This is a genomic window from Methylobacterium sp. PvP105 (assembly GCF_017876975.1).
Lineage (GTDB): Bacteria > Pseudomonadota > Alphaproteobacteria > Rhizobiales > Beijerinckiaceae > Methylobacterium > Methylobacterium radiotolerans.
In genome coordinates this window covers 3514573-3536962 of record NZ_JAGIPA010000001.1, presented here as the reverse complement: position 1 = coordinate 3536962, position 22390 = coordinate 3514573, and the positions used below count along the sequence as shown (strand labels likewise).

The following is a 22390-nucleotide window of genomic DNA, read 5'->3' as shown; positions in this document are numbered from 1 at the left end:
GAGGGTGGATCGATGAGCGCGCGGCTCGCCGACCTCTTCCCCGAGGCCGCCGGCCCCGCCGCGGACCTGACCGTCTCGGACCTCACGGCCGACAGCCGGCAGGTCGCGACCGGCACGGTGTTCGTCGCCGTGCCGGGCACGAAGGCCGACGGCCGCCGCTTCGCCGCGCAGGCCGCCCAGCGCGGCGCCGCCGCGGTGGCCGGTGAGGGGACCCGTCCCGCCGACCTGCCGGACGCGGTCGCCTGGATCCCGGTCGCCGACGCGCGCCGGGCGCTCGCCCTGGCCGCGGCCCGTCTCGCGGGTCCGCAGCCCGAGACCGTCGTAGCGGTGACCGGCACCGCCGGGAAGAGCTCGGTGGCGGACTTCGTCCGCCAGATCCTGGCGCGCCTCGGCCGCGACGCCGCGAGCCTCGGCACCGTCGGCATCGTCACCGGTCGCGGCGCGCAGTACGGCTCCCTCACCACCCCGGACCCGGTGACGCTGCACCGGACGCTGGCGCGGCTCGCCGCGGAAGGCGTCACCGACCTCGCCATGGAGGCGTCCTCCCACGGGATCGAGCAGCGCCGGCTCGACGGCGTGCGGCTGGACGCGGCCGGCTTCACCAATCTCGGCCGCGATCATCTCGACTATCACGCGAGCATCGAGGAGTACCTCGCGGCCAAGCTGCGCCTGTTCACCGACCTGCTGCCGCCGGGACGCCCCGCCATCGTCAACGCCGACGGCGCCTATGCCGAGCGGGTGATCGCCGCGGCCGGGGCCGCCGGCCGGCCGGTCCGCACGGTCGGGCGCGGCGGCCGGGACCTGCGCGTCGAGGCGGTCCGCACGGAGGGGTTCGCGCAGGCCGCCCGCGTCCTGTTCGCGGGCCGGGCTCGGGACCTGCGTCTGCCGCTCGTCGGCGAGTTCCAGGTCGAGAACGCCCTGGTGGCGGCCGGCCTCGCGCTGGCCACCCCGGCGGGGGCGGCCGATCCCGACGGGGTCTTCGCGGCCCTCGACCACCTCACGGGCGTCCCCGGCCGCATGGAGCGGATCGGCGAGGCGCGGGGCGGACTCTGTCTCGTCGACTACGCGCACAAGCCCGAGGCCCTGGAGAGCGTCCTGACCGCCCTGCGGCCCTTCGCGACCGGCCGGCTGGTCGCGGTGTTCGGCTGCGGCGGCGACCGCGACCGGGGCAAGCGGCCCCTGATGGGCGCCATCGCGCAGCGGCTCGCCGACGTCGTGATCGTCACGGACGACAACCCGCGCACAGAGGACGCGGCCGCCATCCGCCGGGCCATCCTGGACGCGGCGCCGGGCGCGGAGGAGATCGGCGACCGGTCGGAGGCGATTCACAGCGCCGTCAGCCGGCTCGGACCGGGCGACGTGCTGGTCGTGGCCGGCAAGGGTCATGAAACCGGCCAGATCGTGGGAGATCGCACGCTGCCGTTCTCGGACCACGCGGTCCTGCGCGCCGCGATCGCCGCGGCGGCCTGAGGACGACGGGGGACCGACGATGACCGCACTCTGGACGCGGGAGGAGCTGGAATCCGCGACGGGCGGCTGCCTGACCGGCGCCGAGCGCGCCATCTCGGGCGCCTCGATCGACACCCGCACGCTCCAGCCCGGCGACCTGTTCTTCGCGATCCGCGGCGATGCCCGCGACGGCCACGACTTCGTCCCCGACGCCCTGGGGCGCGGGGCCGGTGCCGCGGTGGTGAGCGCCGCGCGCGCCGAGGCGCTCGCCGCCCACGGCCCCGTCCTGGCGGTGCCCGAGGGGGGCGCCGACCCGGTCCTGACCGCCATGGTGCGGCTCGGCGCCGCCGCCCGGGCCCGGACGTCCGCGCAGGTCGTGGCGGTCACCGGCTCGGTCGGCAAGACCGGGACCAAGGAAGCGTTGCGCCACGTCCTGTCCGAGCAGGGCGAGACTCACGCCTCGGCGGCCTCCTACAACAACCACTGGGGCGTGCCCCTGACCCTGACGCGGATGCCGCGCTCCGCGCGCTACGGCGTGTTCGAGATCGGCATGAACCACGGCGCCGAGATCGTGCCGCTGACCGCCCAGGTCCGGCCGGACATCGCGCTGATCACCACGATCGCGCCCGCCCATATCGAGCACTTCGCCTCGCTCGCCGCGATCGCGGACGCCAAGGGCGAGATCTTCTCCGGCCTCCGGCCCGGCGGGGTGGCGATCCTGAACCGCGACGCCCCGCATTTCGACCGGCTGGCCGCCCACGCCCAAGCCTCCCGGGCGGGCCGGGTGGTGACCTTCGGCGAGCACCCGGATGCCGATGTCCGCGCCCTGAAGATCGTGCTCCGGCCCGACCTGTCGGTGATCGACGCGGCGGTGATGGGCCAGCCCGTCACCTACAAGCTCGGCACGGCCGGCCGGCACGCGGCGCTGAACTCGCTGGGCGTCATGGCGGTGGTCCACAGCCTCGGGGCCGACCTCGCCCGCGCGGCCCTGTCGCTCGGCGGGCTGACACCGCCGGCGGGGCGCGGCGAGCGCACCGCCCTCGAGATCGGCGGCGGCACCGCCTACCTCGTGGACGAGAGCTACAACGCCAATCCCGTCGCGGTCCGCGCGGCGCTGGCGACCCTGGCGGGGATCGAGACCGGGCCCCGCGGCCGCCGGATCGCGGTGCTGGGCGACATGCTGGAGCTCGGCGCCGCCGCGCCCGACCTGCATCGCGGCCTGGCGGAGGCGATCGAGGCGGCCCGGGTCGACCTGGTCTTCACGGCCGGTCCGCTCATGCGCCACCTGTTCGAGGCCCTTCCGGTGAGCCGCCGCGGCGCGGTGGCCGACACCGCGGCCGACCTGCTCGAGCCGCTCGCCCGGACCCTGCGGTCCGGCGACGCCGTCATGGTGAAGGGATCGAACGGCAGCCGCATGGGCCGGATTGTCGAGGCGCTGAAAGCCCGCTACGCGGTCGATCCGGCCCAGCGGACCCAGGCCGCCCCGTGACCGGCACGCCTGCGCGTTCGGCGCCGTCCCCCGAAACCTGAGCCTGAACAAGGGGGCCGAGCGCCCGGATGCTGTACCTTCTCTCGGACCTGAGCAGCAGCTTCACGCCGCTCAACGTGTTCCGCTACATCACCTTCCGCACCGGCGGCGCGCTGTTCACGGCGGGCCTGTTCGTGTTCTGGTTCGGACCCTGGATCATCTCGCTGCTGCGGATCCGCCAGGGCAAGGGCCAGCCGATCCGCGAGGACGGGCCGCAGACCCATCTGCTGACCAAGCGCGGCACGCCGACCATGGGCGGCCTGATGATCCTGGCCGGTGCCGTGGTGGCGATCCTGCTCTGGGCCAACCCGCGCAACCACTATGTCTGGGTGACGCTGACCGTCACCCTCGGCTTCGGCGCGATCGGCTTCTACGACGATTACCTCAAGGTCACGAAGCAGTCGCACAAGGGCTTCTCGGGCAAGTTCCGCCTCGCCCTCGAGGCGGTGATCGCCATGGCGGCCTGCGTGACCATCGCGGTCTACTCGCCCGCCGCGCTCCAGAACCAGCTCGCCTTCCCGGTGTTCAAGGACGCGCTCCTCAATCTGGGCTGGTTCTACCCGCTGTTCGGCGCCTTCGTGATCGTCGGGGCGGGCAATTCCGTGAATATGACCGACGGCCTCGACGGCCTCGCGATCGTGCCGGTGATGATCGCCTGCGGTACGTTCGGCTTCATCGCCTACCTCGTCGGCAACTCGTTCACCGCCAGCTATCTGCAGGTGAACTACGTCCGCGACACGGGCGAGCTCGCTGTGGTCTGCGGCGCGGTCATCGGCGCCGGGCTCGGCTTCCTCTGGTTCAACGCGCCGCCGGCCCAGATCTTCATGGGCGACACCGGCTCGCTGGCGCTGGGCGGCCTGCTGGGCTCCATCGCGGTGGCGACGAAGCACGAGATCGTCCTGGCGATCGTCGGCGGCCTGTTCGTGCTGGAGATGATGTCGGTGATCATCCAGGTCGCGTCGTTCAAGCTGACGGGCAAGCGCGTCTTCCGCATGGCGCCGATCCACCACCATTTCGAGCAGAAGGGCTGGAAGGAGCCGCAGGTCGTGATCCGCTTCTGGATCATCGCGGTGATCCTGGCGATGGCCGGTCTGGCGACGCTGAAGCTGCGCTGAGAATCTGTGCTAGAGGGGCGACCTGAGAGGTCGATCCGACCCTCGCCCTCACCCTGAGGTGCGGCCGCGGAGCGCGGGCCTCGAAGGAGGCTCCGGGTCGGCCGCGCGATCCCTGGAGCCCGCCTTCGGGGTCCGCCGACGCGGTCACCTCGGGATGACGGTCCGGTTCGGATCGGCCGGGTTCGGCCGCCGCATCCAGAGTTCCGCATGACCCCCGTCACCGTCTTCCAGGACAAGACCGTCGCCCTGTTCGGACTCGGCGGCTCGGGGCTCGCCACGGCGCTGGCGCTGAAGGCGGGTGGCGCGGCCGTGCAGGCCTGGGACGACAATGCCGACAGCCTCGCCCGCGCGCGGGAGGCCGGCATCGAGACGCGGGACCTCCGGGAGGCCGACTGGTCCGGCGTCGCCGCCTTCGTGCTGAGCCCGGGCGTGCCGCTGACCCATCCCGAGCCGCACTGGAGCGTCCGGCTCGCCCGGGACGCCCGCGTCGCGATCATCGGCGACATCGAGCTGTTCTGCCGGGAGCGGCGGGCGCAGGCGCCGGGGGCGCCGTTCGTGGCGATCACCGGCACGAACGGCAAGTCGACCACCACGGCGCTGATCGCCCACGTGCTCGCGCAGGGGGGCCGCGACGTGCAGATGGGTGGCAATATCGGCACGGCGATCCTGTCGCTGGAGCCGCCGGCCGCCGACCGCGTCCACGTGATCGAGATGTCGTCGTTCCAGATCGACCTGACGCCGAGCCTCGACCCGAGCGTCGGCGTGCTGATGAACATCACGCCGGACCATCTCGACCGGCACGGCACGATGGAGCAGTACGCGGCCATCAAGGAGCGCCTGATCCAGGGCGCGGGCCTCGCGGTGGTCGGCGTCGACGACGCCCCGAGCCGCGCCATCGCCGATCGGCGCGGCGCCGACCTCGTGCGCGTCCACGTGCCCCACGGCGACGTGCTGTGCACCGACGCGCTCACGGTGCGCGACGGGATCGTCCGGGAGCCGGACGGCACGGCGCTCGCCGACGTCAACGGGATCGGATCGCTCCGGGGAGCTCACAACTGGCAGAACGCGGCGGTAGCGGTGGCCGTCGCGCGGGCCCTCGGCCTGTCGCCGGAGCAGATCCAGGCCGGTCTGACCTCGTTCCCGGGCCTGCCGCACCGCATGGAGGAGGTCGGGCGGCGCGGCCACGTGCTGTTCGTCAACGACTCCAAGGCGACGAACGCGGACTCAACCGAGAAGGCCCTCACCGCCTTCCGCGACATCCACTGGATCCTCGGCGGCAAGGCCAAGGAGGGCGGCATCTTCCCGCTGGTGCCGTATTTCGAGCGGGTCGCCCACGCCTACCTGATCGGCGCGGCCTCGGACGCCTTCGCGGCGACCCTGGAGGGCGCCGTGCCCTATACCCGCTGCGAGACCCTCGAGAACGCTGTCCCGAAGGCCGCCGAGAACGCCGCCGCCTCGGGCGCGCCGGAGCCGGTGGTGCTGCTGTCGCCGGCCTGCGCGTCCTACGATCAGTTCCGGAACTTCGAGATCCGCGGCAACCGCTTCCGCGAGCTGGTGCAGGCGCTGCCCTGAGGCAGCGCCGGCCTCAGCGCGCCAGAACCTTGGCGGCGTCGCGGGTGGTGTCGACCGCCTGCGAGACGTTGGCCACCGACTGGACGATCGACCCGATATTCCCGGTGATCGCCGTGACGGCGCCCGCGGCGCTCTGCATGCTCTCGGCGAGGTCCCGGGTCACGGCGCTCTGCTCCTCGATGGCGGCGGCGGTCGCCACCACCGTCTCGCGCATCACCGCGACCGAGGACCCGATCGAGCTGAGAGCCTGCACGACCTCCTGCGAGACGCGCTGCACGCTGGCGATCTCGCCGTTGATCTGGCCGGTGGCGCGCGCCGCCTGGTCGGCCAGAGCCTTCACCTCCGAGGCGACGACCGCGAAGCCGCGGCCCGCCGCGCCCGCGCGGGCGGCCTCGATCGTGGCGTTCAGCGCCAGCAGGTTGATCTGGCCGGCGATGTCCTGGATCAGGCCGACGATGCCGGTCATGGCGGTGGCGGTCTCGGCGAGCCGCTTGGTGTGGCCGTCCGCGTCCTGGACGCAGGCATAGGCGGTGTCGGTGGCGCTCTGGGAGCGCACGATGCTCTGGGACATCTCGGCCACCGAGGCCGCCAGCTCCTCGGCCGCCGCCGCCACGGTCTGGACGTTGCCGGAGGTCGAGTCCGCCGCCGAGGAGGCCAGAGCGGCCGCCTTGGTCGAGTGCGTCACCGCCTGCTCGATCTCGCCGAAGTTCCGGTCGATGAGCGTCCGCAGGTTGGCGAACAGCCGGACCTGATCGCTGATGTCGGTGGCGAATTTCACGACCTTGTAGGGCCGGCCGGCGGCGTCGAGGATCGGGTTGTAGGAGGCCTGGATCCAGACCTCGCGCCCGTCCTTGCCGATCCGCCGGAACTGGGCCGCCTGATAGGTGCCGTTCCGCAGGGCGGCCCAGAAGGCCCGGTAGGCCTCGCTCTCGCGGTAGGCGGGCTCCACGAACAGGCTGTGATGCTGCCCGATCACCTCGGCGCGGCTGTAGCCCATCGCGGCGAGGAAATTGTCGTTCACCGCGATCACCGTGCCGTCGAGGTCGAAGGCGATGACCGCCTGCACCTTGTCGATCGCGGCGATCTGCCCGGCGCGCTCGGCCTCCTCGGTGCGCTGCTGCGTGATGTCGGTGGCGAATTTCACGACCTTGTAGGGCCGCCCGCGGACGTCGAGCATCGGGTTGTAGGAGGCCTGGATCCAGATCTGCCGGCCACCCCGGCCGACCCGCTGGAACTGGCCCGATTCGAACGCGCCGGAGCGCAGGCGCTCCCAGAAGGCCCGGTAGTCCGGGGCGTCCCGCTCGGCCGGCTCCACGAACATGCTGTGGTGCTGGCCGACGATCTCCGGCAGCGTGTACCCGACCGCGTCGAGGAAATTCTGGTTCGCCGACAGGATCCGCCCCGCGAGATCGAACTCGATCACGCCCTGAACCCGGTCGAGGGCCGCGAGCTTGGCATTCGCTTCACGGACGTTCAGGGAAGAAAACATGGCGCATCGGCTTCCGCTGGGCGGATCGGGCGCGGCGCACCGGGACCCGCCGGGGGGATACATCCGGAAGTTGCAGTAGGAAGATTAACATAGAGTATCTTTTTACTAGTATCTCGCCGGCCTAATACAGCATTCCCGCAGTTGCCGGTGACGCGGCCGGCGCGCACGGATGCGTCGGCCATAAGGCTCCGTTTACCATTCCTGCCGAGGATCCGGGCCGACCCGCGCGGATCGGCATCCGCGCGGCCTGGAGTCGTTGCCCGGCATGATGTCACGCGCGGAACGCACCCCCCTGACGGACTGGTGGTGGACGGTGGACCGCGGCCTGCTCGCGGCGCTGTTCGCGCTGATGGTCGCGGGCCTCGTCTTCCTGATGGGCGGCGGCCCGCCCGTCGCCGAGCGGATCGGCCTGCCGACCTTCTACTTCCTCAACCGACAGGCGATGTACCTCGCGCCGACCATCCTGCTGATCTGCGCGGTCTCGTTCCTGTCGCTGCGCGGCATCCGGCGGCTCGCGCTCGTCACGTGGATCCTGGGCGTCGTCCTGTGCCTGCTCGCCGGCAAGTTCGGGCCCGAGATCAAGGGCGCGCACCGCTGGATCCAGTTCGGCTCCTTCGGCCTGCAGCCCTCGGAGTTCGTGAAGCCGGCCTTCGTGGTCGTCGCCGCCTGGGCCTTCTCGGAGGGCGCCCAGCGCCGCGACATGCCCGGCGGCATCCTGGCGCTGCTGCTCCTGCCGATCACCATCGTGCCGCTGCTGCTCCAGCCCGATTTCGGCCAGACCATGTTGATTACCATGGTGTGGTGCGCGCTGTTCTTCGTGGCCGGCCTCCACCTGATCTGGGTGGCCGTCCTGGGCGTGCTGGGCCTCGGAGGTGTGTTCGCTGCCTACCTGTTCTTCCACCACGTCCGCGAGCGCTTCAACAAGTTCCTCGACCGGGATTCCGGCGGCGGCTTCCAGGACTTCTGGTCGCGCGAGTCGTTCCGCTCGGGCGGCTGGTTCGGAACCGGGCCGGGCGAGGGCGTGGCCAAGCGCCACCTGCCGGACGCGCATACCGACTTCATCTTCTCGGTCACCGGCGAGGAGTTCGGCGTGATCGTCTGCCTGTGCCTCGTGGCCCTCTTCGCCTTCATCGTGCTGCGCGGCCTCAAGCTCGCGCGGCGCACGGACGACACCTTCTCGCGGCTGGCGATCACCGGGCTGACCACGCTGTTCGGCCTCCAGGCCTGCATCAACATGGCGGTGAACACCCAGCTTATGCCCGCCAAGGGCATGACCCTGCCGTTCGTCTCCTACGGCGGCTCCTCGCTGATCTCGCTGGCGCTCGGCACCGGCTTCCTCGTCGCCCTGACCCGCAAGCGCCCCCGCACCGTGATGCTCAGCCAGAAGCCCCCCGGCACCGCGCCCGCCACCGTCGCCGGAGTGATGCGGTGACGGTCTTCACGCCCACGATCCTGCTCTGTGCCGGCGGCACCGGCGGCCATCTCTTCCCCGCCGAGAGTCTCGCCCACGCGCTGCGGGCCCGCGGCGTCCGGGTGGCCCTCGCCACCGACGCCCGGGTCGATTCCATCGCGTCCGAGTTCCCGGCCTCCGAGGTGGTGACCATCGCCTCGGCGACGCCGTCCGGCCGCTCGCCGCTCAAGCGGGCCGGCGCCGTGCTGACCCTCGGCCGCGGGTTCGGCGTGGCCGCGAAGGAGATCCGCCGGATCAACCCGGCCGCCATCGTGGGTTTCGGTGGCTACCCGACAGTCCCACCGGTGCTCGCCGGCCAGATCCTGCGCGTGCCGACGATCCTGCACGAGCAGAACGCCGTGATGGGCCGGGCCAACGCTTTCCTGGCGCGGGGCGCCCGCACCATCGCCACCGGCTTCAAGGTCGTGCGCGGCGTGCCCGACAAGGCGAGAGCTCCGCGGATCCACACCGGCAACCCGCTCCGCCCGGCGGTGATTGAGGCGGCGAAGGTCCCGTATCCCGCTTTCGGACCGGACGACGCCCTGCGGCTCCTGGTGTTCGGCGGCAGCCAGGGCGCCCGGGTCATGGGCGAGGTCGTGCCCGAGGCGATCGCCCGCCTGCCCGACGCACTGCGCGCCCGGCTGCACCTCGTCCAGCAGGTCCGCCCCGAGGACCTGACGGCGGTGCAGAACCGCTACCTCGCCATGGGGCTCGCCGGGATCGAGGCGGCGCCGTTCTTCAAGGACCTGCCGGCACGGATGGCCGCGAGCCACCTCGTGGTCTCGCGCTCGGGCGCCTCGACGGTCTCGGAACTGGCGGCGATCGGCCGCCCGGCGATCCTCGTGCCGCTGCCCGGCTCCCTCGACCAGGACCAGGCCACCAACGCCGCGACCCTCGACGCGATCGGCGCGGCGCTGGCCGTGAAGCAGCCGGATTTCACGCCGGAGCGCCTCGCCGCGGAGCTGACCGCCTGCTTCGCGACGCCGGCAAAATTGACCGCGGCGGCCGATGCGGCCAGAAGCGCGGGCATCCACGACGCCGCCGAGCGGCTGGCCGAGGTCGTCGTCGAGACGGCCGCCCGCACCTGATCCTCAAGGGATTCCGCACCGGCGGTCCCGCCACCAGACGGTTCGACCCATGAAGCTGCCCGACAAGCTCGGCCCCATCCACTTCATCGGCATCGGCGGCATCGGCATGTCCGGCATCGCCGAGGTGATGCACAACCTCGGCTACACGGTGCAGGGCTCGGACGCGTCCGACAACGCCAATGTCCGCCGTCTCGCCGAGAAGGGCATGCGCACCTTCGTGGGCCACGACGCCAAGAACGTCGAGGAGGCCGCCCTCGTCGTCGTCTCGACCGCGATCCGGCGCGACAACCCCGAGTTGCAGGCCGCCCGCGAGCGACGCCTGCCCGTGGTGCGACGGGCCGAGATGCTGGCCGAGCTGATGCGCTTCAAGTCCTGCGTGGCGATCGCCGGCACGCACGGGAAGACCACGACCACGTCGCTCGTCGCCACCCTGCTCGACGCCGGCAACCTCGACCCGACCGTGATCAACGGCGGCATCATCAACGCCTACGGCACCAACGCCCGCATGGGCGCGGGCGAGTGGATGGTGGTGGAGGCCGACGAGTCCGACGGCACCTTCCTGAAGCTGCCGGCCGACGTCGCGATCGTCACCAACATCGACCCCGAGCACCTCGACCATTTCGGCTCGTTCGACGCGATCAAGGACGCGTTCCGGCGCTTCATCGACAACATCCCGTTCTACGGCTTCGCGGTGATGTGCATCGACCACCCGGTGGTGCAGGATCTCGTCGGCCATATCGAGGACCGGCGGATCATCACCTACGGTGAGAACCCGCAGGCCGATGTGCGCCTCATCGACGTGGACCTGCGCGGCGGCCAGAGCCGCTTCCGGGTGATGATCCGCGACCGTCGCCCCGGCTACCGGATGGAGATGGAGGATCTCGTCCTGCCGATGCCCGGCAAGCACAACGCGCTCAACGCCACCGCGGCGCTCGCCGTCGCGCACGAGCTCGGCGTGAAGCCGGACGCGATCCGCCAGGCACTCGCGGGCTTCGGCGGCGTGAAGCGGCGCTTCACCCGCACCGGCGAGTGGAACGGCGCGACGATCTTCGACGATTACGGACACCACCCGGTGGAGATCAAGGCGGTGCTCAAGGCCGCCCGTGCCTCGACCGAGCACGGCGTCATCGCGGTGGTGCAGCCGCACCGCTACACCCGGCTGCAGTCGCTCTTCGACGATTTCTGCACCTGCTTCAACGATGCCGACACGGTCATCGTCGCGCCGGTCTACGCGGCCGGCGAGCAGCCGATCGAGGGGTTCGACCGCGACAGCCTCGTGGCCGGCCTGCGCTCCCGCGGCCATCGGGACGCCCGGGCCCTGGAGCGGCCGGAGGAACTGGCCGGGATCATCGCGGACCTCGCCAAGCCCGGCGATTACGTGGTCTGCCTCGGCGCCGGCACGATCACGCAGTGGGCCTACGCCCTGCCGGACGAACTCGCCGCGCGGGGACGGTAGGCGCGATGCGTGAGCCCGCCCCGGGAGGCGTCTCGGGTCGGCCACGCCGTCGGCCGTCCACACTGGGCTGCGCTCTGAGGATGAACCCGGCGGTGACTCTCCGGACCCCGGCCTCGCAGCGTCCGCTGCCACCCCGATGCGACGACACCAGGATCGCCGCATCCCTCTCCCCGCGGGCGGGGCGAGGGGAGACACACAGATGACCGCCTCTCTGCACGATCGCATCCGGGCCGCTGCGCCCGACCTCCGCGGGCGCCTGCTCGCCGACCAGCCGCTCGCCGACCTCACGTGGTTTAGGGTCGGCGGACCGGCCGAGGTCCTGTTCACCCCGGCCGACGAGGAGGATCTCGCCCGCCTTCTCGCGACCCTCGATCCGGACGTGCCAATCACGGTGATCGGGCTCGGCTCGAACCTGATCGTGCGGGACGGCGGCGTGCCGGGCGTCGTGGTCCGCCTCGGCGGCAAGGCCTTCGGCAGCATCGCGATCGACGGCGACGCGCTGACCGTCGGCACCGCGGTCCCGGACATGCGCCTCGCCAAGGCGGCCGCCGAGGCCGGGCTCGACGGGCTCGCCTTCTATCGCGGCATCCCCGGGTCGATCGGCGGCGCGCTCCGCATGAACGCGGGCGCGCATGGCGGCGAGACCACCGACGTGCTGGTGGAAGCCCGCGGGATCGACCGCGGGGGCGCGCTGCGCACCTTCAGCCACGCCGACATGGGCTTCTCCTACCGGCATTCGGACGCCCCAGAGGACGTGATCTTCACGCGCGCCGTCTTCCGCGGCCGGACCGGCGACCGCAGGGCGATCGAGGCCGAGATGGAACGGGTCACGGCCGCCCGGGAGGCCGCGCAGCCGATCCGCGAGCGGACCGGCGGCTCGACCTTCGCCAACCCGGACGGCGGCAAGGCGTGGCAGCTGATCGACGCCGCCGGCTGCCGCGGGCTGAGGCGGGGGGGCGCCCAGGTCAGCGAGATGCACTGCAACTTCCTGATCAATACCGGTGACGCGACCGCGGCCGACATCGAGGGGCTGGGCGAGGAGGTTCGCCGCCGCGTCCGCGACACCAGCGGGGTCGAGCTGCGCTGGGAGATCCGGCGCATCGGCCGGCCCACCGGCGCCGAGTGAGAGCGGTCTTCCGGACGCGCCGACGCGGCCGAGATACGATGCTCGGCCGGCGCAGCGACCGTTCGGGTGCGTTCAGATCCTGATTGAAGCCGACCTTTTCGAGGTGCCCTGATGTCCAAGCACGTCGCCGTCCTCCTGGGCGGCACCTCCGCCGAGCGCGAGGTCTCCCTCAATTCCGGCAAGGCCTGCGCCGACGCGCTCGAAGGGGAGGGCTACCGGGTCACCCGGGTCGATGTCGGCCCCGACATCGCCTCCGTGCTGACGGCGCTCCGGCCGGACGCGGCGTTCAACGCGCTCCACGGACCTGACGGCGAGGACGGCACGATCCAGGGCCTGCTGGAGATCCTCAAGATCCCCTACACCCATTCCGGCGTCCTCGCCTCGGCGCTGGCCATGAACAAGGAGCGGGCCAAGACCGTCATGCGCGCCGCCGGCGTCGACGTGCCGGAGGGCCGGATCGTTAACCGTCGTGAGGCCGCCAGGACACACCCCCTGCCGCCACCCTACGTGGTGAAACCGATCGCCGAAGGCTCATCGGTGGGTGTGATCATCGTGCGCGACGGCCGCTCGCACCCGCCCCAGATCCTCGCCTCCGAGGAATGGACGTTCGGCGAGCAAGTCCTTGCAGAACCTTACATTGCTGGCCGCGAACTCACCTGCGGCGTGATGGGCGACAAGGCCCTCGGGGTGATCGAGGTGAAGGCCGCCACGGGGGATTGGTACGATTACGACGCCAAGTACGCTCCGGGGGGCTCGGTTCACGTGCTCCCGGCCGAACTTAAACCAAATGTTTACCAGCGTGTCCAAGAACTGTCGTTAACGGCGCATCAAGCACTGGGCTGTCGGGGCGTCAGCCGTGCCGACCTTCGCTACGACGACACACCGGGTGGAACCGGTCTGCTCGTGGTGCTGGAGGTCAACACGCAACCCGGCATGACCCAGACGAGCCTTGTGCCGGAGATGGCGGCCCATGCGGGCCTGAGTTTCGGTGAGCTCGTCCGATGGATGGTGGAGGACGCTTCCCTGAATCGCTGAGCGGCGACGCCGCCGGCCGGAGCGGTCCCGCGCGCCTCGCCGGCGCGATCCTGGGCCGGCTCGCCGGCCGCGCCACGTCCCGGTCGCTCTCGGTTCGTCGGGCCCGCCCGAGTCAGCGGCTGAGCGAGCGCCTGCCCCGCGGCGCCGGAATCGTGGCGGTCGCCGTGTCCGCCGCCGCCGTGGCGCTCGCCGGCTTCGTGGCGAGCGGCCGCTACGACGCGTTCGTGGCCGAGCAGGGCCGCCCCCTCGACATCGCCGCGCGCATCGCCGGCTTCGGCGTCGAGCGCGTCACCATCTCGGGCATCTCCCGCATGTACGAGCGCGAGGTCCTGGCGGCCGCCGGGATCGACTGGCGCTCCTCCGTTCCCTTCCTCGACGTCAACGACGTGCGCGAGCGGCTGCTCCGCGTGCCGCTGATCGCGCAGGCCTCGGTCCGGAAGATCTACCCCAACGAGATCGCCATCACCCAGGTGGAGCGCGAGCCCGCGGCCCTATGGCAGAAGAACGGCGAGATCAACGTGATCGCCGCCGACGGCACCGTCATCGACGCCATGCGCGACGACCGTTACGCGAGCCTGCCCCTGGTGGTCGGCGAAGACGCCAACACCAAGCTTCCGGAATATCTCGCCCTCATCGCCGCCGCCGGGCCGCTCGCCGAGCGGATCAAGGCCGGCACCTACGTGTCCGGCCGGCGCTGGACCCTCAAGTTCGACGGCATCGACGTGCGCCTGCCCGAGGCCGACCCGGCCGCGGCGCTCGCCCGCCTCGTGCGGTTCGAGCGCGAGGCCCACCTGCTCGAGAAGGACATCATCGCGGTGGACCTGCGCATGCCGGACCGCCTGGTGGTGCGCCTGACCGAGGAGGCCGCCGCCGCCCGCGCGGAAGCCCAGAAGGCGAAGAAGAAGGGCGCGGCCAGCTGATGCCCTTCCTGTCGATCTCCGCTCGTCCCGCATCCCGCGCCCGGTAGCGTCAATGCACAGCCAACACGGCCTCACGCCGCGCTTGAAGCCGCTCTCCGCCCGGCGCTCGACCACCCTCTCGGTGCTCGACATCGGCACGAGCAAGGTGGTCTGCCTCATCGCCGAGCTGCAGCCCGCCGAGGCGCTCACGACGCTCCGCGGCCGCACGCACCTCGCGCGCATCATCGGCATCGGCCACCAGCGCTCCCTGGGCCTGAAGGGCGGCGCCATCGTCGATCTCGCCGCGGCCGAGAGCGCGATCCGCCAGGCGGTGCACGCCGCCGAGCGGATGGCCAAGGTCGAGGTCCAGTCGGTCATCGTCAACATGTCGGGCGGCCGGCTCGCCTCGCAGCATTTCCAGGCGCGGGTGAACGTCCGCTCGGGCACCGTCACGGGCAGCGACGTCGAGCGGGTGCTCGAGACCGCGAGCGCCCACGGCGTCAGCCCCGGCCGGGCCGTGCTGCACGCCCTGCCCACCGGCTACGCCCTGGACGGGCAGGGCGCCGTCATCGACCCGTCGGGCATGATCGGCGAGGCGCTCAGCGTCGACCTGCACGTCGTCACCAGCGAGCTCGCGGCCGCCCGCAACGTCATGCTGGCGGTGGAGCACTGCCACCTCGGCGTCGAGGCGGTGATCGCCACGCCCTACGCGGCCGGCCTCTCGGCGCTGGTCGACGACGAGGCCGAGATGGGTGTCTGCGTCGTCGACATGGGCGGCGGCACCACCAGCGTCGGCGTGTTCTCCGGCGGCCACCTCGTGCACGTGGACGCCCTGGCGGTCGGCGGCCACCACGTCACCATGGACATCGCCCGCGGCCTCTCCACCCGCATGGCGGCGGCCGAGCGGCTGAAGACCCTCTACGGCTCGGCCCTCTCCACCCCCTCCGACGACCGCGACATGATCGCCGTGCACGGCGTCGGCGAGGACGAGGGCGAGGCGCCGGCCCACATCCCGCGCTCGCAGCTCGTGCGGATCATCAAGCCGCGCGTCGAGGAGGTGGTCGAGCTGGTGCGGGACCGCCTGCGCGACGCGGGCTTCGCCGCCCAGGCCGGGCGGCGGGTGGTCCTCACCGGCGGCGCCAGCCAGCTCGTCGGCCTGCCCGAGGTCGCCCGCCGCGTCCTCCAGGGTCAGGTGCGGATCGGACGGCCCCTCGGCATCCGGGGCCTGCCGGAGGCCGCCAAGGGTCCGGCCTTCTCGGCGGCGGTCGGCCTGCTCGTCTACCCGCAGGTGGCCCATGCCGAGCATTTCGAGCCGCGCGGGCACGGCGCCTTCGCGGCGACCGGGACCGACAACTACCTGAACCGGGTCGGCCGCTGGCTCCGGGACAGCTTCTAGGTTTCACGCCCGCCCGCTCGCGCGGGGGGATCGAAGGGAATCCGGCGCCCAGGCGTCGCACGGACAGCACAGTTAGCGAGAGGCTCGACACCATGGCCATCACCCTCCAGGCGCCGGACATCCGGGAACTCAAGCCCCGCATCACCGTCTTCGGCGTCGGTGGCGCCGGCGGCAACGCCGTCAACAACATGATCGAGTCGGGCCTGCTGGGCTGCGAGTTCGTCGTCGCCAACACCGACGCGCAGGCGCTCACCTCCTCGAAGGCCGAGCGGGTGATCCAGATGGGCCTGGGCGTGACCCAGGGCCTCGGCGCCGGCTCGCACCCGGAGGTCGGCTCGGCCGCCGCCGACGAGGTGATCGACGAGATCCGCGACCAGCTCTCCGGCGCCCACATGTGCTTCATCACCGCCGGCATGGGCGGCGGCACCGGCACCGGCGCCGCCCCGGTCATCGCCCGCGCAGCCCGCGACATGGGCATCCTGACGGTCGGCGTCGTGACGAAGCCGTTCCAGTTCGAGGGCATGCGCCGCATGCGCACCGCCGAGTCCGGCATCCAGGAGCTGCAGGCCGCGGTCGACACCCTGATCGTGATCCCGAACCAGAACCTGTTCCGGGTCGCCAACGAGAAGACCACCTTCGCCGACGCCTTCGCGATGGCCGACCAGGTGCTCTACTCGGGCGTCGCCTGCATCACCGACCTGATGGTGAAGGAGGGCCTCATCAACCTCGACTTCGCCGACGTGCGGGCGATCATGCGCGGCATGGGCAAGGCCATGATGGGTACCGGCGAGGCCTCCGGCGAGAAGCGCGCCAACCGCGCTGCCGAGGCCGCCATCGCCAATCCGCTCCTCGACGACGTGTCGATGAAGGGCGCCCGCGGCCTGCTGATCTCGATCACCGGCGGCTCGGACCTGACCCTGTACGAGCTCGACGAGGCCGCCACCCGCATCCGCGAGGAGGTCGATCAGGACGCCAACATCATCCTGGGCGCCACCTTCGACGAGAGCCTGGACGGCATCATCCGCGTGTCGGTGGTCGCCACCGGCATCGAGCCGGCCCTGATCTCGGCGAACTCGCCGAACAACCCGGCCATCGCCGAGACCGAGCAGCGCATCGCCGAGGTTGCCGAGCGCCTGCGCGCCGAGGCCCGCTCGCGCGCCGCCTCGCCGGTGCCGAGCATCCGCACCGAGTCGGTCGCCCCGGCGCCGAGCTCCGCCCCGGCCCCCGCGCCGCTCTCGGCCCCCGAGATGCGCCCCGAGTCGCGGATGGAGACCCGCATCGAGGCCGCCGCCCCGGTGACCCGCGACGACGTCGTGCTCGCCCCGGTCCAGGCCCGCGCCGCGGCGCCGTTCGTCCCGGCCCCCGCGCCGCAGCGCGTCGAGGCGGCGCCCGCCGTCGAGGCCGGCCCGTTCGTGCCGCCGCGTCCGGCCGCCCCGACGGGCACGCCGCTCGCCCGCGCCCCGCGCATGCCGCAGATCCACGAGCTGCCGCCGATCGCCCAGACGCAGATCATGGCGAACCGCGCTGCCGAGGAGACTGCCCCGGAATCCAAGCGGACCTCGCTGCTGCGCCGGCTCGCGACCGTGGGCTTCGGCGGCCGCCGCGAGGACATGGACGGCGCCCCGGCGGCCCGTCCGGCCTCGGCCGTCGCCCCGCAGCCGCACATGGGTCAGCCGCACATGGGTCAGCCTCACGTGCCGCCGGCCCCGCGCGCTCCGGCCGCGCCCGCGGTCCCGCAGTACCGCCCGGCCCAGGGCAACCTCGACGCGCAGGGCCGGGTCGCGCCTCAGCCGCGGATGATGGACGACGATCAGCTCGAGATCCCGGCCTTCCTCCGCCGCCAGGCGAACTGACCGGTCCGGGTCTCCAACACGGCCTGGGGCTGGCGGGAAACCGCCGGCCCCTTCGCGCTGCAGCAAAGCAACTCATGGTTGTTGCAGTGGTATGGTGACTTCGACAAGGCTGTGCACCGCGCCTCCCGAGCCGGGGCGCATGGTGCATCCGCGCCACAGAACGGCCGCGGGTTAGTCACGTATTAACCAACCTTTAAGCCATTGGTGAAGCAGCGCTTTGCGGTGACGGACCGCTAAGCGTGTCTGTAACAGACCGTAAGAATCCGTGATTTGGCTGCCCTGTGCGGCGCAGCTATAGAAACCATGTGATCGAGACGACACGCGGCAGGACACAACCTGATCGCGTGGGCTAGGGCATCAAGCAGCGGACGGATCAGTCAGTTTCTCCTCACCTCCAGTCGGGGTGACGGGATCTGGTCGCGCCCGGGGGCTAAGGAATGCGAACGCATAAACAGACGACCCTCAAAGGGCCGGCGACTCTCTCGGGGATCGGAGTTCACTCCGGCAACCCCGCCGAGATCACCATTCGACCCGCTCCGGCCAATCACGGCATCGCCTTCCTCCGCACCGGTACCACCCACGGCAACGATCGCCTGATCAAGGCGCATCACGCCCTCGTCTCCGCCACCGAACTCTGCACTGTCCTGGGCGACGTCGAGACCGGCGCCGTCGCCACCGTCGAGCACCTGATGTCCGCCCTCTACGGCCTGGGCGTCGACAATGCTCTGATCGAGATCGACGGCCCCGAGATGCCGATCCTCGACGGATCCGCGCTCCCCTTCGTCCAGGCGATCGACCAGATCGGGATCGCCACCTGCGACACGCCGCGCCGCTGGCTCAAGATCCTCCGACACGTCCGCATCGAGGCCGGGACCTCCTTCGCGGAGCTGCGCCCGATCGATCGCGGTTTCCGCCTCGACGTCGAGATCGATTTCGAGAGCCCGGTGATCGGCCGCTCCCGCAAGGCGATGGACCTGTCGCCCGCCACCTATCGCCGCGAGATCGCCGGCGCCCGCACCTTCGGGATGATGCGGGACGTGGAGCGCTACTGGAAGGCCGGCTTCGCCCTCGGCGCCTCGCTGGAGAACACCGTGGCGGTCGGCGAGACCGCGGTGGTCAATCCCGAGGGCCTGCGCTTCCAGGACGAGTTCGTCCGCCACAAGATCCTCGACGCCATCGGCGACCTCGCCCTGGCCGGCCTGCCGATCCAGGGCGCCTACCGCTCCTATTGCGGCGGCCATCGGATGAATGTCGGGGTGCTGTCCGCCCTCTTCGCCGACCGGGCGAACTACGCCGTCGTCGAGGCGCAGGGCTCGCGCCGCGAGACCGTGCTGTCCGAGCTCGGCGTCGGCCTCGGCATCGCCGCCTTCGCGGGCGACCTGTAGCCCCTGTGACCGGCGGGACACAGCCCGCGACCGATCCTGGCCGCCGCAGCCTTGCCGCTTTCGTGCCCGAATCGAACGGCAGGGTTTAACGGTCCGTGAACGGCGGGCACGGCCCGGGGCGGGCCGGATCCACCCACGCGATGGCATGACGGCGCGAAACGGCGCCGGTTCCGGGAAAGAGCGCCAGATGCCTGTCACCATTCGTCATCGCCGGGCAGCGGCCTTCGCGGTGCCCTTCGTGGCCGTCCTCGGCCTGGGCCTCGGCGGCTGCGACTTCGACCCGACCAGCATCTTCGCCGAGAAGTACAAGCCCGAGGTCGTGCCGGACGTCCCGGCCGACAAGCTGTACAGCGACGGTCTGGCGAAGCTCGAGGACAGCGACTACGAGGGCGCGGTCAAGAAATTCGACAATCTGGACAAGCAGTACCAGTATTCCGAGTGGTCCCGGAAGGCGCTGCTGATGACGGCCTACGCCAATTACGAGGGCCAGAAGTACGACGACGCGATCAGCGCCTCGAAGCGCTACCTGCAGCGCCACCCGGCCAGCAAAGATGCCGCCTACGCGCAGTATCTGATGGCGATGTCGAACTACAAGCAGATCCCGGACGTCACCCGCGACCAGGAACGCTCCGAGAAGGCGCTCGTCGCGCTGCAGGAGCTGGTCCAGAAGTACCCGACGTCGGAATACGCCGCGGACGCGAAGGCGAAGATCCAGATCACCCGCGACCAGCTCGCCGGCAAGGAGATGGAGATCGGCCGCTTCTACCTCGAGAAGCGCAATTTCCCGGCGGCGATCAACCGCTTCCGCGACGTGGTCGCCAAGTATCAGACCACGCGGCACGCCGAGGAGGCGCTCGAGCGCCTGACCGAGGCCTACTGGGCGCTCGGCATCACCCAGGAGGCGCAGAACGCCGCCGCGGTGCTCGGCCACAACTTCCCGGAGAGCCCCTGGTACAAGGACGCGCACGCGCTCCTGGCCCAGAACGGGGTCGAGCCCCGCGAGGAGAAGAGCTCGTTCCTCTCGAAGATCTTCCGCACCGTCACCGGCAAGACCGCCTCGGCCGAGTAGGCCGCCCGGCCCGCCCGGGGCCGGGACGCGAGAGATCGAGGCCCGGAGCCGCCGCTCCGGGCCTTTCCCATTGCGGCCCCCGGCGCGTTGCACCATCCGCGCGGTGCGACGCATTTTTGGGGTGAATCCGAGCCGCGGCGGCCTTATGTCTGCGGTCCCATCCTGAGGAATCCCCGTCGCCGCATGCTGGCGCAGCTCGCGATCCGCGACATCGTCCTGATCGACAGGCTCGAACTGAATTTCCGATCGGGGCTCAGCGTCCTGACCGGAGAGACGGGCGCGGGTAAATCGATCCTGCTCGACGCCTTCGCCCTGGCGCTCGGCGGCCGCGGCGACGGCCGTCTGGTCCGCCACGGCGAGGCGCAGGGCGCGGTCACGGCCGTGTTCGATCTGCCCCTCGATCATCCGGCGCGCCGGATCGCGGCCGAGGCCGAGATCGACACCGAGGGTGACCTGATCCTGCGCCGGACCCAGATGGCGGACGGCCGGACCCGCGCCTTCGTCAACGACCAGCCCGTGGGCGTGCAGGTCCTGCGGGCGATCGGCGCGGCCCTGGTGGAGATCCACGGGCAGCACGACGACCGGGCGCTGGCCGACCCCGCCTCGCACCGGGCGATCCTCGATGCCTTCGGCGGGCTTCAGAGCCAGCTCGCCAAGGTCGCGGCCGCGTCGCGGGCCGTGCGGACGGCCCGCACCGAGCTCGCCGAGCACCGCGCCCGCGTGGAGGCCGCCCGCAAGGAATCCGACTTCCTGCGCCACGCCGTGGAGGAGCTCGCCGCCCTCGCGCCGCTCGCGGGCGAGGAGGCCCAGCTCGCCGAGCGCCGCACGATCATGCAGCAATCCGAGAAGGTCGCGCGCGAGCTCAACGAGGCGCTCGAGGCCGTCGGCGGCCCCCATTCCGGCGTGCCGCACCTCTCGGCCGCTTTGCGCAAGCTGGAGCGGCGCGCCGCGCAGCTGCCGGCCCTGGTCGACCCGTGCGTGAACGCCCTCGACGCCGCCATGGTCGCCCTCGACGAGGCCCGCGCGGTCCTCGAGGCGGCGGTGGCCGAGACGGAGTTCGACCCCCGCGACCTGGAGCGCGTCGAGGAGCGGCTCTTCGCCCTGCGCGCCGCGTCGCGCAAGTACGATGTCCCGGCCGACGACCTCGCGGCCCTGGCGGAGCGCTACGCCGGCGACGTGGCGGCGATCGATGCCGGCGAGGCGGCGCTGGCCGGACTGGAGCAGGCGCTCGCGACGGCGGAGGCCGCCTATACCGAGGCGGCCGAGAAGCTCAGCGCCGGCCGGCGCCGGGCGGCCAAGCAGCTCGACGCGGCCGTGAAGGCCGAGCTGCCGCCGCTCAAGCTGGAGCGGGCCCGCTTCATCACCGAGATCGCCACGGACCCGGACTCCCGCGATCCGGCGGGAACCGACCGGGTCGAGTTCTGGGCCCAGACCAATCCCGGGACCAAGCCCGGCCCGATGATGAAGGTCGCCTCGGGCGGCGAGCTGTCGCGCTTCATGCTGGCGCTGAAGGTCGTGCTGGCCGACAAGGGCTCGGCTCCGACGCTCATCTTCGACGAGATCGATACCGGCGTGGGCGGCGCGGTGGCGGACGCCATCGGGATGCGGCTCGCGCGGCTGGCGGCCACCGTGCAGGTGGTGGCGGTGACCCACGCCCCCCAGGTCGCCGCGCGGGCCGAGACGCATTTCCTGATCGCCAAGGCGCCGGTGAAAGGGGCCAGCCGCGTCGCCACGCGCGTGGCGAGCCTGCCGGTCGCCGAGCGCCGGGAGGAGATCGCCCGGATGCTGGCGGGCGCCACCGTCACCGACGAGGCCCGGGCGGCCGCGGCGCGGCTCCTGCAGGGCGCCGACGCGTAGTCGGGCGACAACCTTAACCGTTGGTTGAAGGTAATGATTCGTTAACCATTCATCGTGAGAGTACGGCCATCCCGGTACCGCGGCAGGTTTGGGCGGTGGAAGGGCGGGAGGGAGCCATGAAGCCGTCAGTCGTCGAGTCCGATGGGTCTCTGCCTGCGGGACAGCCTCTGAAGCGGGCGGTCGACACCCGCCAGCTCGGCCTCACGCTCCGCACGGTCTACGAGGGCAGCGTCGACACGCAGCCGATCACCGACACGCATGTCGAGCTGCTCCTGCGCCTGCGCCAGAAGGAGCGGGAGCTGCGCCGGGCGGTCTGACCCGGCACCGCGGGCGCTACCAGCGGCGCGCGCCCGGCCGCCGACGATACTCGGCCGCGCGAATCAGCGTCAGCACCCGGTCGAGGCTCACCAGCAGCTCCGCCTCCTCGACGCGCGCCGCCGAGGCCGCCTCCGGATCGCGGCTGAATTTCTGACGGGCCTGCGCCAGCGCCAGGGCCCGCTCCACGGCTTCCCGCTCGGCGTGCAGGGCCTGCCAGGCCGGATCGGATTCCGTCGCTGCACCCACCTCGTCGCCGCCCACGATCCGCGCGTCCTTCTGCTGCCGGCTGCCGCTCCTGGCAGAGA

18 protein-coding genes are annotated in these 22390 nt (G+C 71.7%); 16 read left to right on the top strand and 2 right to left on the bottom strand.

Going from position 1 to position 22390, the window contains the following annotated elements; all coding sequences use genetic code 11:
* Window positions 1-12: 12 nt before the first annotated feature.
* The 4 genes from J3A75_RS17300 to murD all read left to right on the top strand — a co-directional run bounded on the left by J3A75_RS17300 (window position 13) and on the right by murD (window position 5664).
* Complete coding sequence (locus J3A75_RS17300) at window positions 13-1470, top strand: UDP-N-acetylmuramoyl-L-alanyl-D-glutamate--2,6-diaminopimelate ligase (RefSeq protein WP_127991061.1); 1458 nt, start codon at window positions 13-15, stop codon at window positions 1468-1470.
* Between the two features lie 19 nt (window positions 1471-1489).
* Entirely contained in the window at window positions 1490-2938 is a 1449-nt protein-coding gene (locus J3A75_RS17295; protein ID WP_053620761.1) for a UDP-N-acetylmuramoylalanyl-D-glutamyl-2,6-diaminopimelate--D-alanyl-D-alanine ligase, read from the top strand.
* Between the two features lie 68 nt (window positions 2939-3006).
* On the top strand, window positions 3007-4092 hold the full coding sequence (mraY, locus tag J3A75_RS17290) for a phospho-N-acetylmuramoyl-pentapeptide-transferase (protein ID WP_012319328.1): 1086 nt from the start codon (window positions 3007-3009) through the stop codon (window positions 4090-4092).
* Between the two features lie 207 nt (window positions 4093-4299).
* Window positions 4300-5664 carry a UDP-N-acetylmuramoyl-L-alanine--D-glutamate ligase gene (gene murD, locus J3A75_RS17285; RefSeq protein ID WP_070999529.1) on the top strand — a complete coding sequence of 455 codons (1365 nt, stop codon included), beginning with the start codon at window positions 4300-4302 and terminating at the stop codon, window positions 5662-5664.
* Window positions 5665-5677: 13 nt separating this feature from the next.
* Here murD and J3A75_RS17280 read toward each other — a convergent pair whose 3' ends face one another.
* Window positions 5678-7153 (bottom strand): PAS domain-containing methyl-accepting chemotaxis protein, encoded by a 1476-nt coding sequence (locus J3A75_RS17280; RefSeq protein ID WP_012319326.1) that lies wholly within the window; start codon window positions 7151-7153, stop codon window positions 5678-5680.
* A gap of 265 nt (window positions 7154-7418) precedes the next feature.
* Here J3A75_RS17280 and J3A75_RS17275 point away from each other — a divergent pair, with 265 nt between their 5' ends.
* The 12 genes from J3A75_RS17275 to J3A75_RS17220 all read left to right on the top strand — a co-directional run bounded on the left by J3A75_RS17275 (window position 7419) and on the right by J3A75_RS17220 (window position 22084).
* A complete protein-coding gene (locus J3A75_RS17275; RefSeq protein ID WP_012319325.1) occupies window positions 7419-8585 on the top strand; it encodes an FtsW/RodA/SpoVE family cell cycle protein in 1167 nt (388 codons plus the stop codon).
* Window positions 8582-9691, top strand: coding sequence for an undecaprenyldiphospho-muramoylpentapeptide beta-N-acetylglucosaminyltransferase (gene murG, locus J3A75_RS17270; RefSeq protein WP_070999524.1), 1110 nt, complete (start codon window positions 8582-8584; stop codon window positions 9689-9691). Before J3A75_RS17275 ends, murG begins: the two co-directional genes overlap by 4 nt.
* A 49-nt stretch (window positions 9692-9740) precedes the next feature.
* Window positions 9741-11147, top strand: coding sequence for a UDP-N-acetylmuramate--L-alanine ligase (gene murC / locus J3A75_RS17265; RefSeq protein WP_024830018.1), 1407 nt, complete (start codon window positions 9741-9743; stop codon window positions 11145-11147).
* Window positions 11148-11346: 199 nt separating this feature from the next.
* Entirely contained in the window at window positions 11347-12273 is a 927-nt protein-coding gene (gene murB / locus J3A75_RS17260; protein WP_070999520.1) for a UDP-N-acetylmuramate dehydrogenase, read from the top strand.
* Between the two features lie 111 nt (window positions 12274-12384).
* A complete protein-coding gene (locus J3A75_RS17255; RefSeq protein ID WP_012319321.1) occupies window positions 12385-13308 on the top strand; it encodes a D-alanine--D-alanine ligase in 924 nt (307 codons plus the stop codon).
* Complete coding sequence (locus J3A75_RS17250) at window positions 13275-14228, top strand: cell division protein FtsQ/DivIB (RefSeq protein WP_024830021.1); 954 nt, start codon at window positions 13275-13277, stop codon at window positions 14226-14228. The genes J3A75_RS17255 and J3A75_RS17250 overlap by 34 nt, the downstream gene beginning before the upstream one ends.
* A 52-nt stretch (window positions 14229-14280) precedes the next feature.
* Window positions 14281-15603, top strand: coding sequence for a cell division protein FtsA (ftsA, locus tag J3A75_RS17245; RefSeq protein ID WP_012319319.1), 1323 nt, complete (start codon window positions 14281-14283; stop codon window positions 15601-15603).
* Between the two features lie 92 nt (window positions 15604-15695).
* Window positions 15696-17456 carry a cell division protein FtsZ gene (gene ftsZ, locus J3A75_RS17240; RefSeq protein ID WP_209650526.1) on the top strand — a complete coding sequence of 587 codons (1761 nt, stop codon included), beginning with the start codon at window positions 15696-15698 and terminating at the stop codon, window positions 17454-17456.
* A gap of 437 nt (window positions 17457-17893) precedes the next feature.
* Entirely contained in the window at window positions 17894-18841 is a 948-nt protein-coding gene (lpxC, locus tag J3A75_RS17235) for a UDP-3-O-acyl-N-acetylglucosamine deacetylase (protein ID WP_012319317.1), read from the top strand.
* A gap of 187 nt (window positions 18842-19028) precedes the next feature.
* Window positions 19029-19910, top strand: coding sequence for an outer membrane protein assembly factor BamD (locus J3A75_RS17230; RefSeq protein ID WP_012319316.1), 882 nt, complete (start codon window positions 19029-19031; stop codon window positions 19908-19910).
* A 183-nt stretch (window positions 19911-20093) separates the two neighbouring features.
* Entirely contained in the window at window positions 20094-21767 is a 1674-nt protein-coding gene (recN, locus tag J3A75_RS17225; protein WP_024830023.1) for a DNA repair protein RecN, read from the top strand.
* Between the two features lie 116 nt (window positions 21768-21883).
* Entirely contained in the window at window positions 21884-22084 is a 201-nt protein-coding gene (locus J3A75_RS17220; RefSeq protein WP_024830024.1) for a hypothetical protein, read from the top strand.
* 16 nt (window positions 22085-22100) lie between these two features.
* Here J3A75_RS17220 and J3A75_RS17215 read toward each other — a convergent pair whose 3' ends face one another.
* The gene (locus J3A75_RS17215) at window positions 22101-22346 is read right to left on the bottom strand and encodes a hypothetical protein (protein ID WP_024830025.1); all 246 of its coding nucleotides are present in this window, start codon (window positions 22344-22346) and stop codon (window positions 22101-22103) included.
* Window positions 22347-22390 lie beyond the last annotated feature (44 nt).

Excerpts from the sequence above, each read along its gene's own strand:
- J3A75_RS17295 (WP_053620761.1), top strand. The coding sequence starts at position 1,490 with ATGACCGCACTCTGGACGCGGGAGGAGCTGGAATCCGCGACGGGCGGC.
- lpxC (WP_012319317.1), top strand. The coding sequence starts at position 17,894 with ATGCGAACGCATAAACAGACGACCCTCAAAGGGCCGGCGACTCTCTCG.
- J3A75_RS17230 (WP_012319316.1), top strand. The coding sequence starts at position 19,029 with ATGCCTGTCACCATTCGTCATCGCCGGGCAGCGGCCTTCGCGGTGCCC.
- murD (WP_070999529.1), top strand. The coding sequence starts at position 4,300 with ATGACCCCCGTCACCGTCTTCCAGGACAAGACCGTCGCCCTGTTCGGA.
- J3A75_RS17255 (WP_012319321.1), top strand. The coding sequence starts at position 12,385 with ATGTCCAAGCACGTCGCCGTCCTCCTGGGCGGCACCTCCGCCGAGCGC.
- recN (WP_024830023.1), top strand. The coding sequence starts at position 20,094 with ATGCTGGCGCAGCTCGCGATCCGCGACATCGTCCTGATCGACAGGCTC.
- J3A75_RS17280 (WP_012319326.1), bottom strand. The coding sequence starts at position 7,153 with ATGTTTTCTTCCCTGAACGTCCGTGAAGCGAATGCCAAGCTCGCGGCC.
- mraY (WP_012319328.1), top strand. The coding sequence starts at position 3,007 with ATGCTGTACCTTCTCTCGGACCTGAGCAGCAGCTTCACGCCGCTCAAC.
- J3A75_RS17250 (WP_024830021.1), top strand. The coding sequence starts at position 13,275 with ATGGATGGTGGAGGACGCTTCCCTGAATCGCTGAGCGGCGACGCCGCC.
- ftsZ (WP_209650526.1), top strand. The coding sequence starts at position 15,696 with ATGGCCATCACCCTCCAGGCGCCGGACATCCGGGAACTCAAGCCCCGC.
- J3A75_RS17300 (WP_127991061.1), top strand. The coding sequence starts at position 13 with ATGAGCGCGCGGCTCGCCGACCTCTTCCCCGAGGCCGCCGGCCCCGCC.
- murC (WP_024830018.1), top strand. The coding sequence starts at position 9,741 with ATGAAGCTGCCCGACAAGCTCGGCCCCATCCACTTCATCGGCATCGGC.
- J3A75_RS17220 (WP_024830024.1), top strand. The coding sequence starts at position 21,884 with ATGAAGCCGTCAGTCGTCGAGTCCGATGGGTCTCTGCCTGCGGGACAG.
- murB (WP_070999520.1), top strand. The coding sequence starts at position 11,347 with ATGACCGCCTCTCTGCACGATCGCATCCGGGCCGCTGCGCCCGACCTC.
- ftsA (WP_012319319.1), top strand. The coding sequence starts at position 14,281 with ATGCACAGCCAACACGGCCTCACGCCGCGCTTGAAGCCGCTCTCCGCC.
- J3A75_RS17275 (WP_012319325.1), top strand. The coding sequence starts at position 7,419 with ATGATGTCACGCGCGGAACGCACCCCCCTGACGGACTGGTGGTGGACG.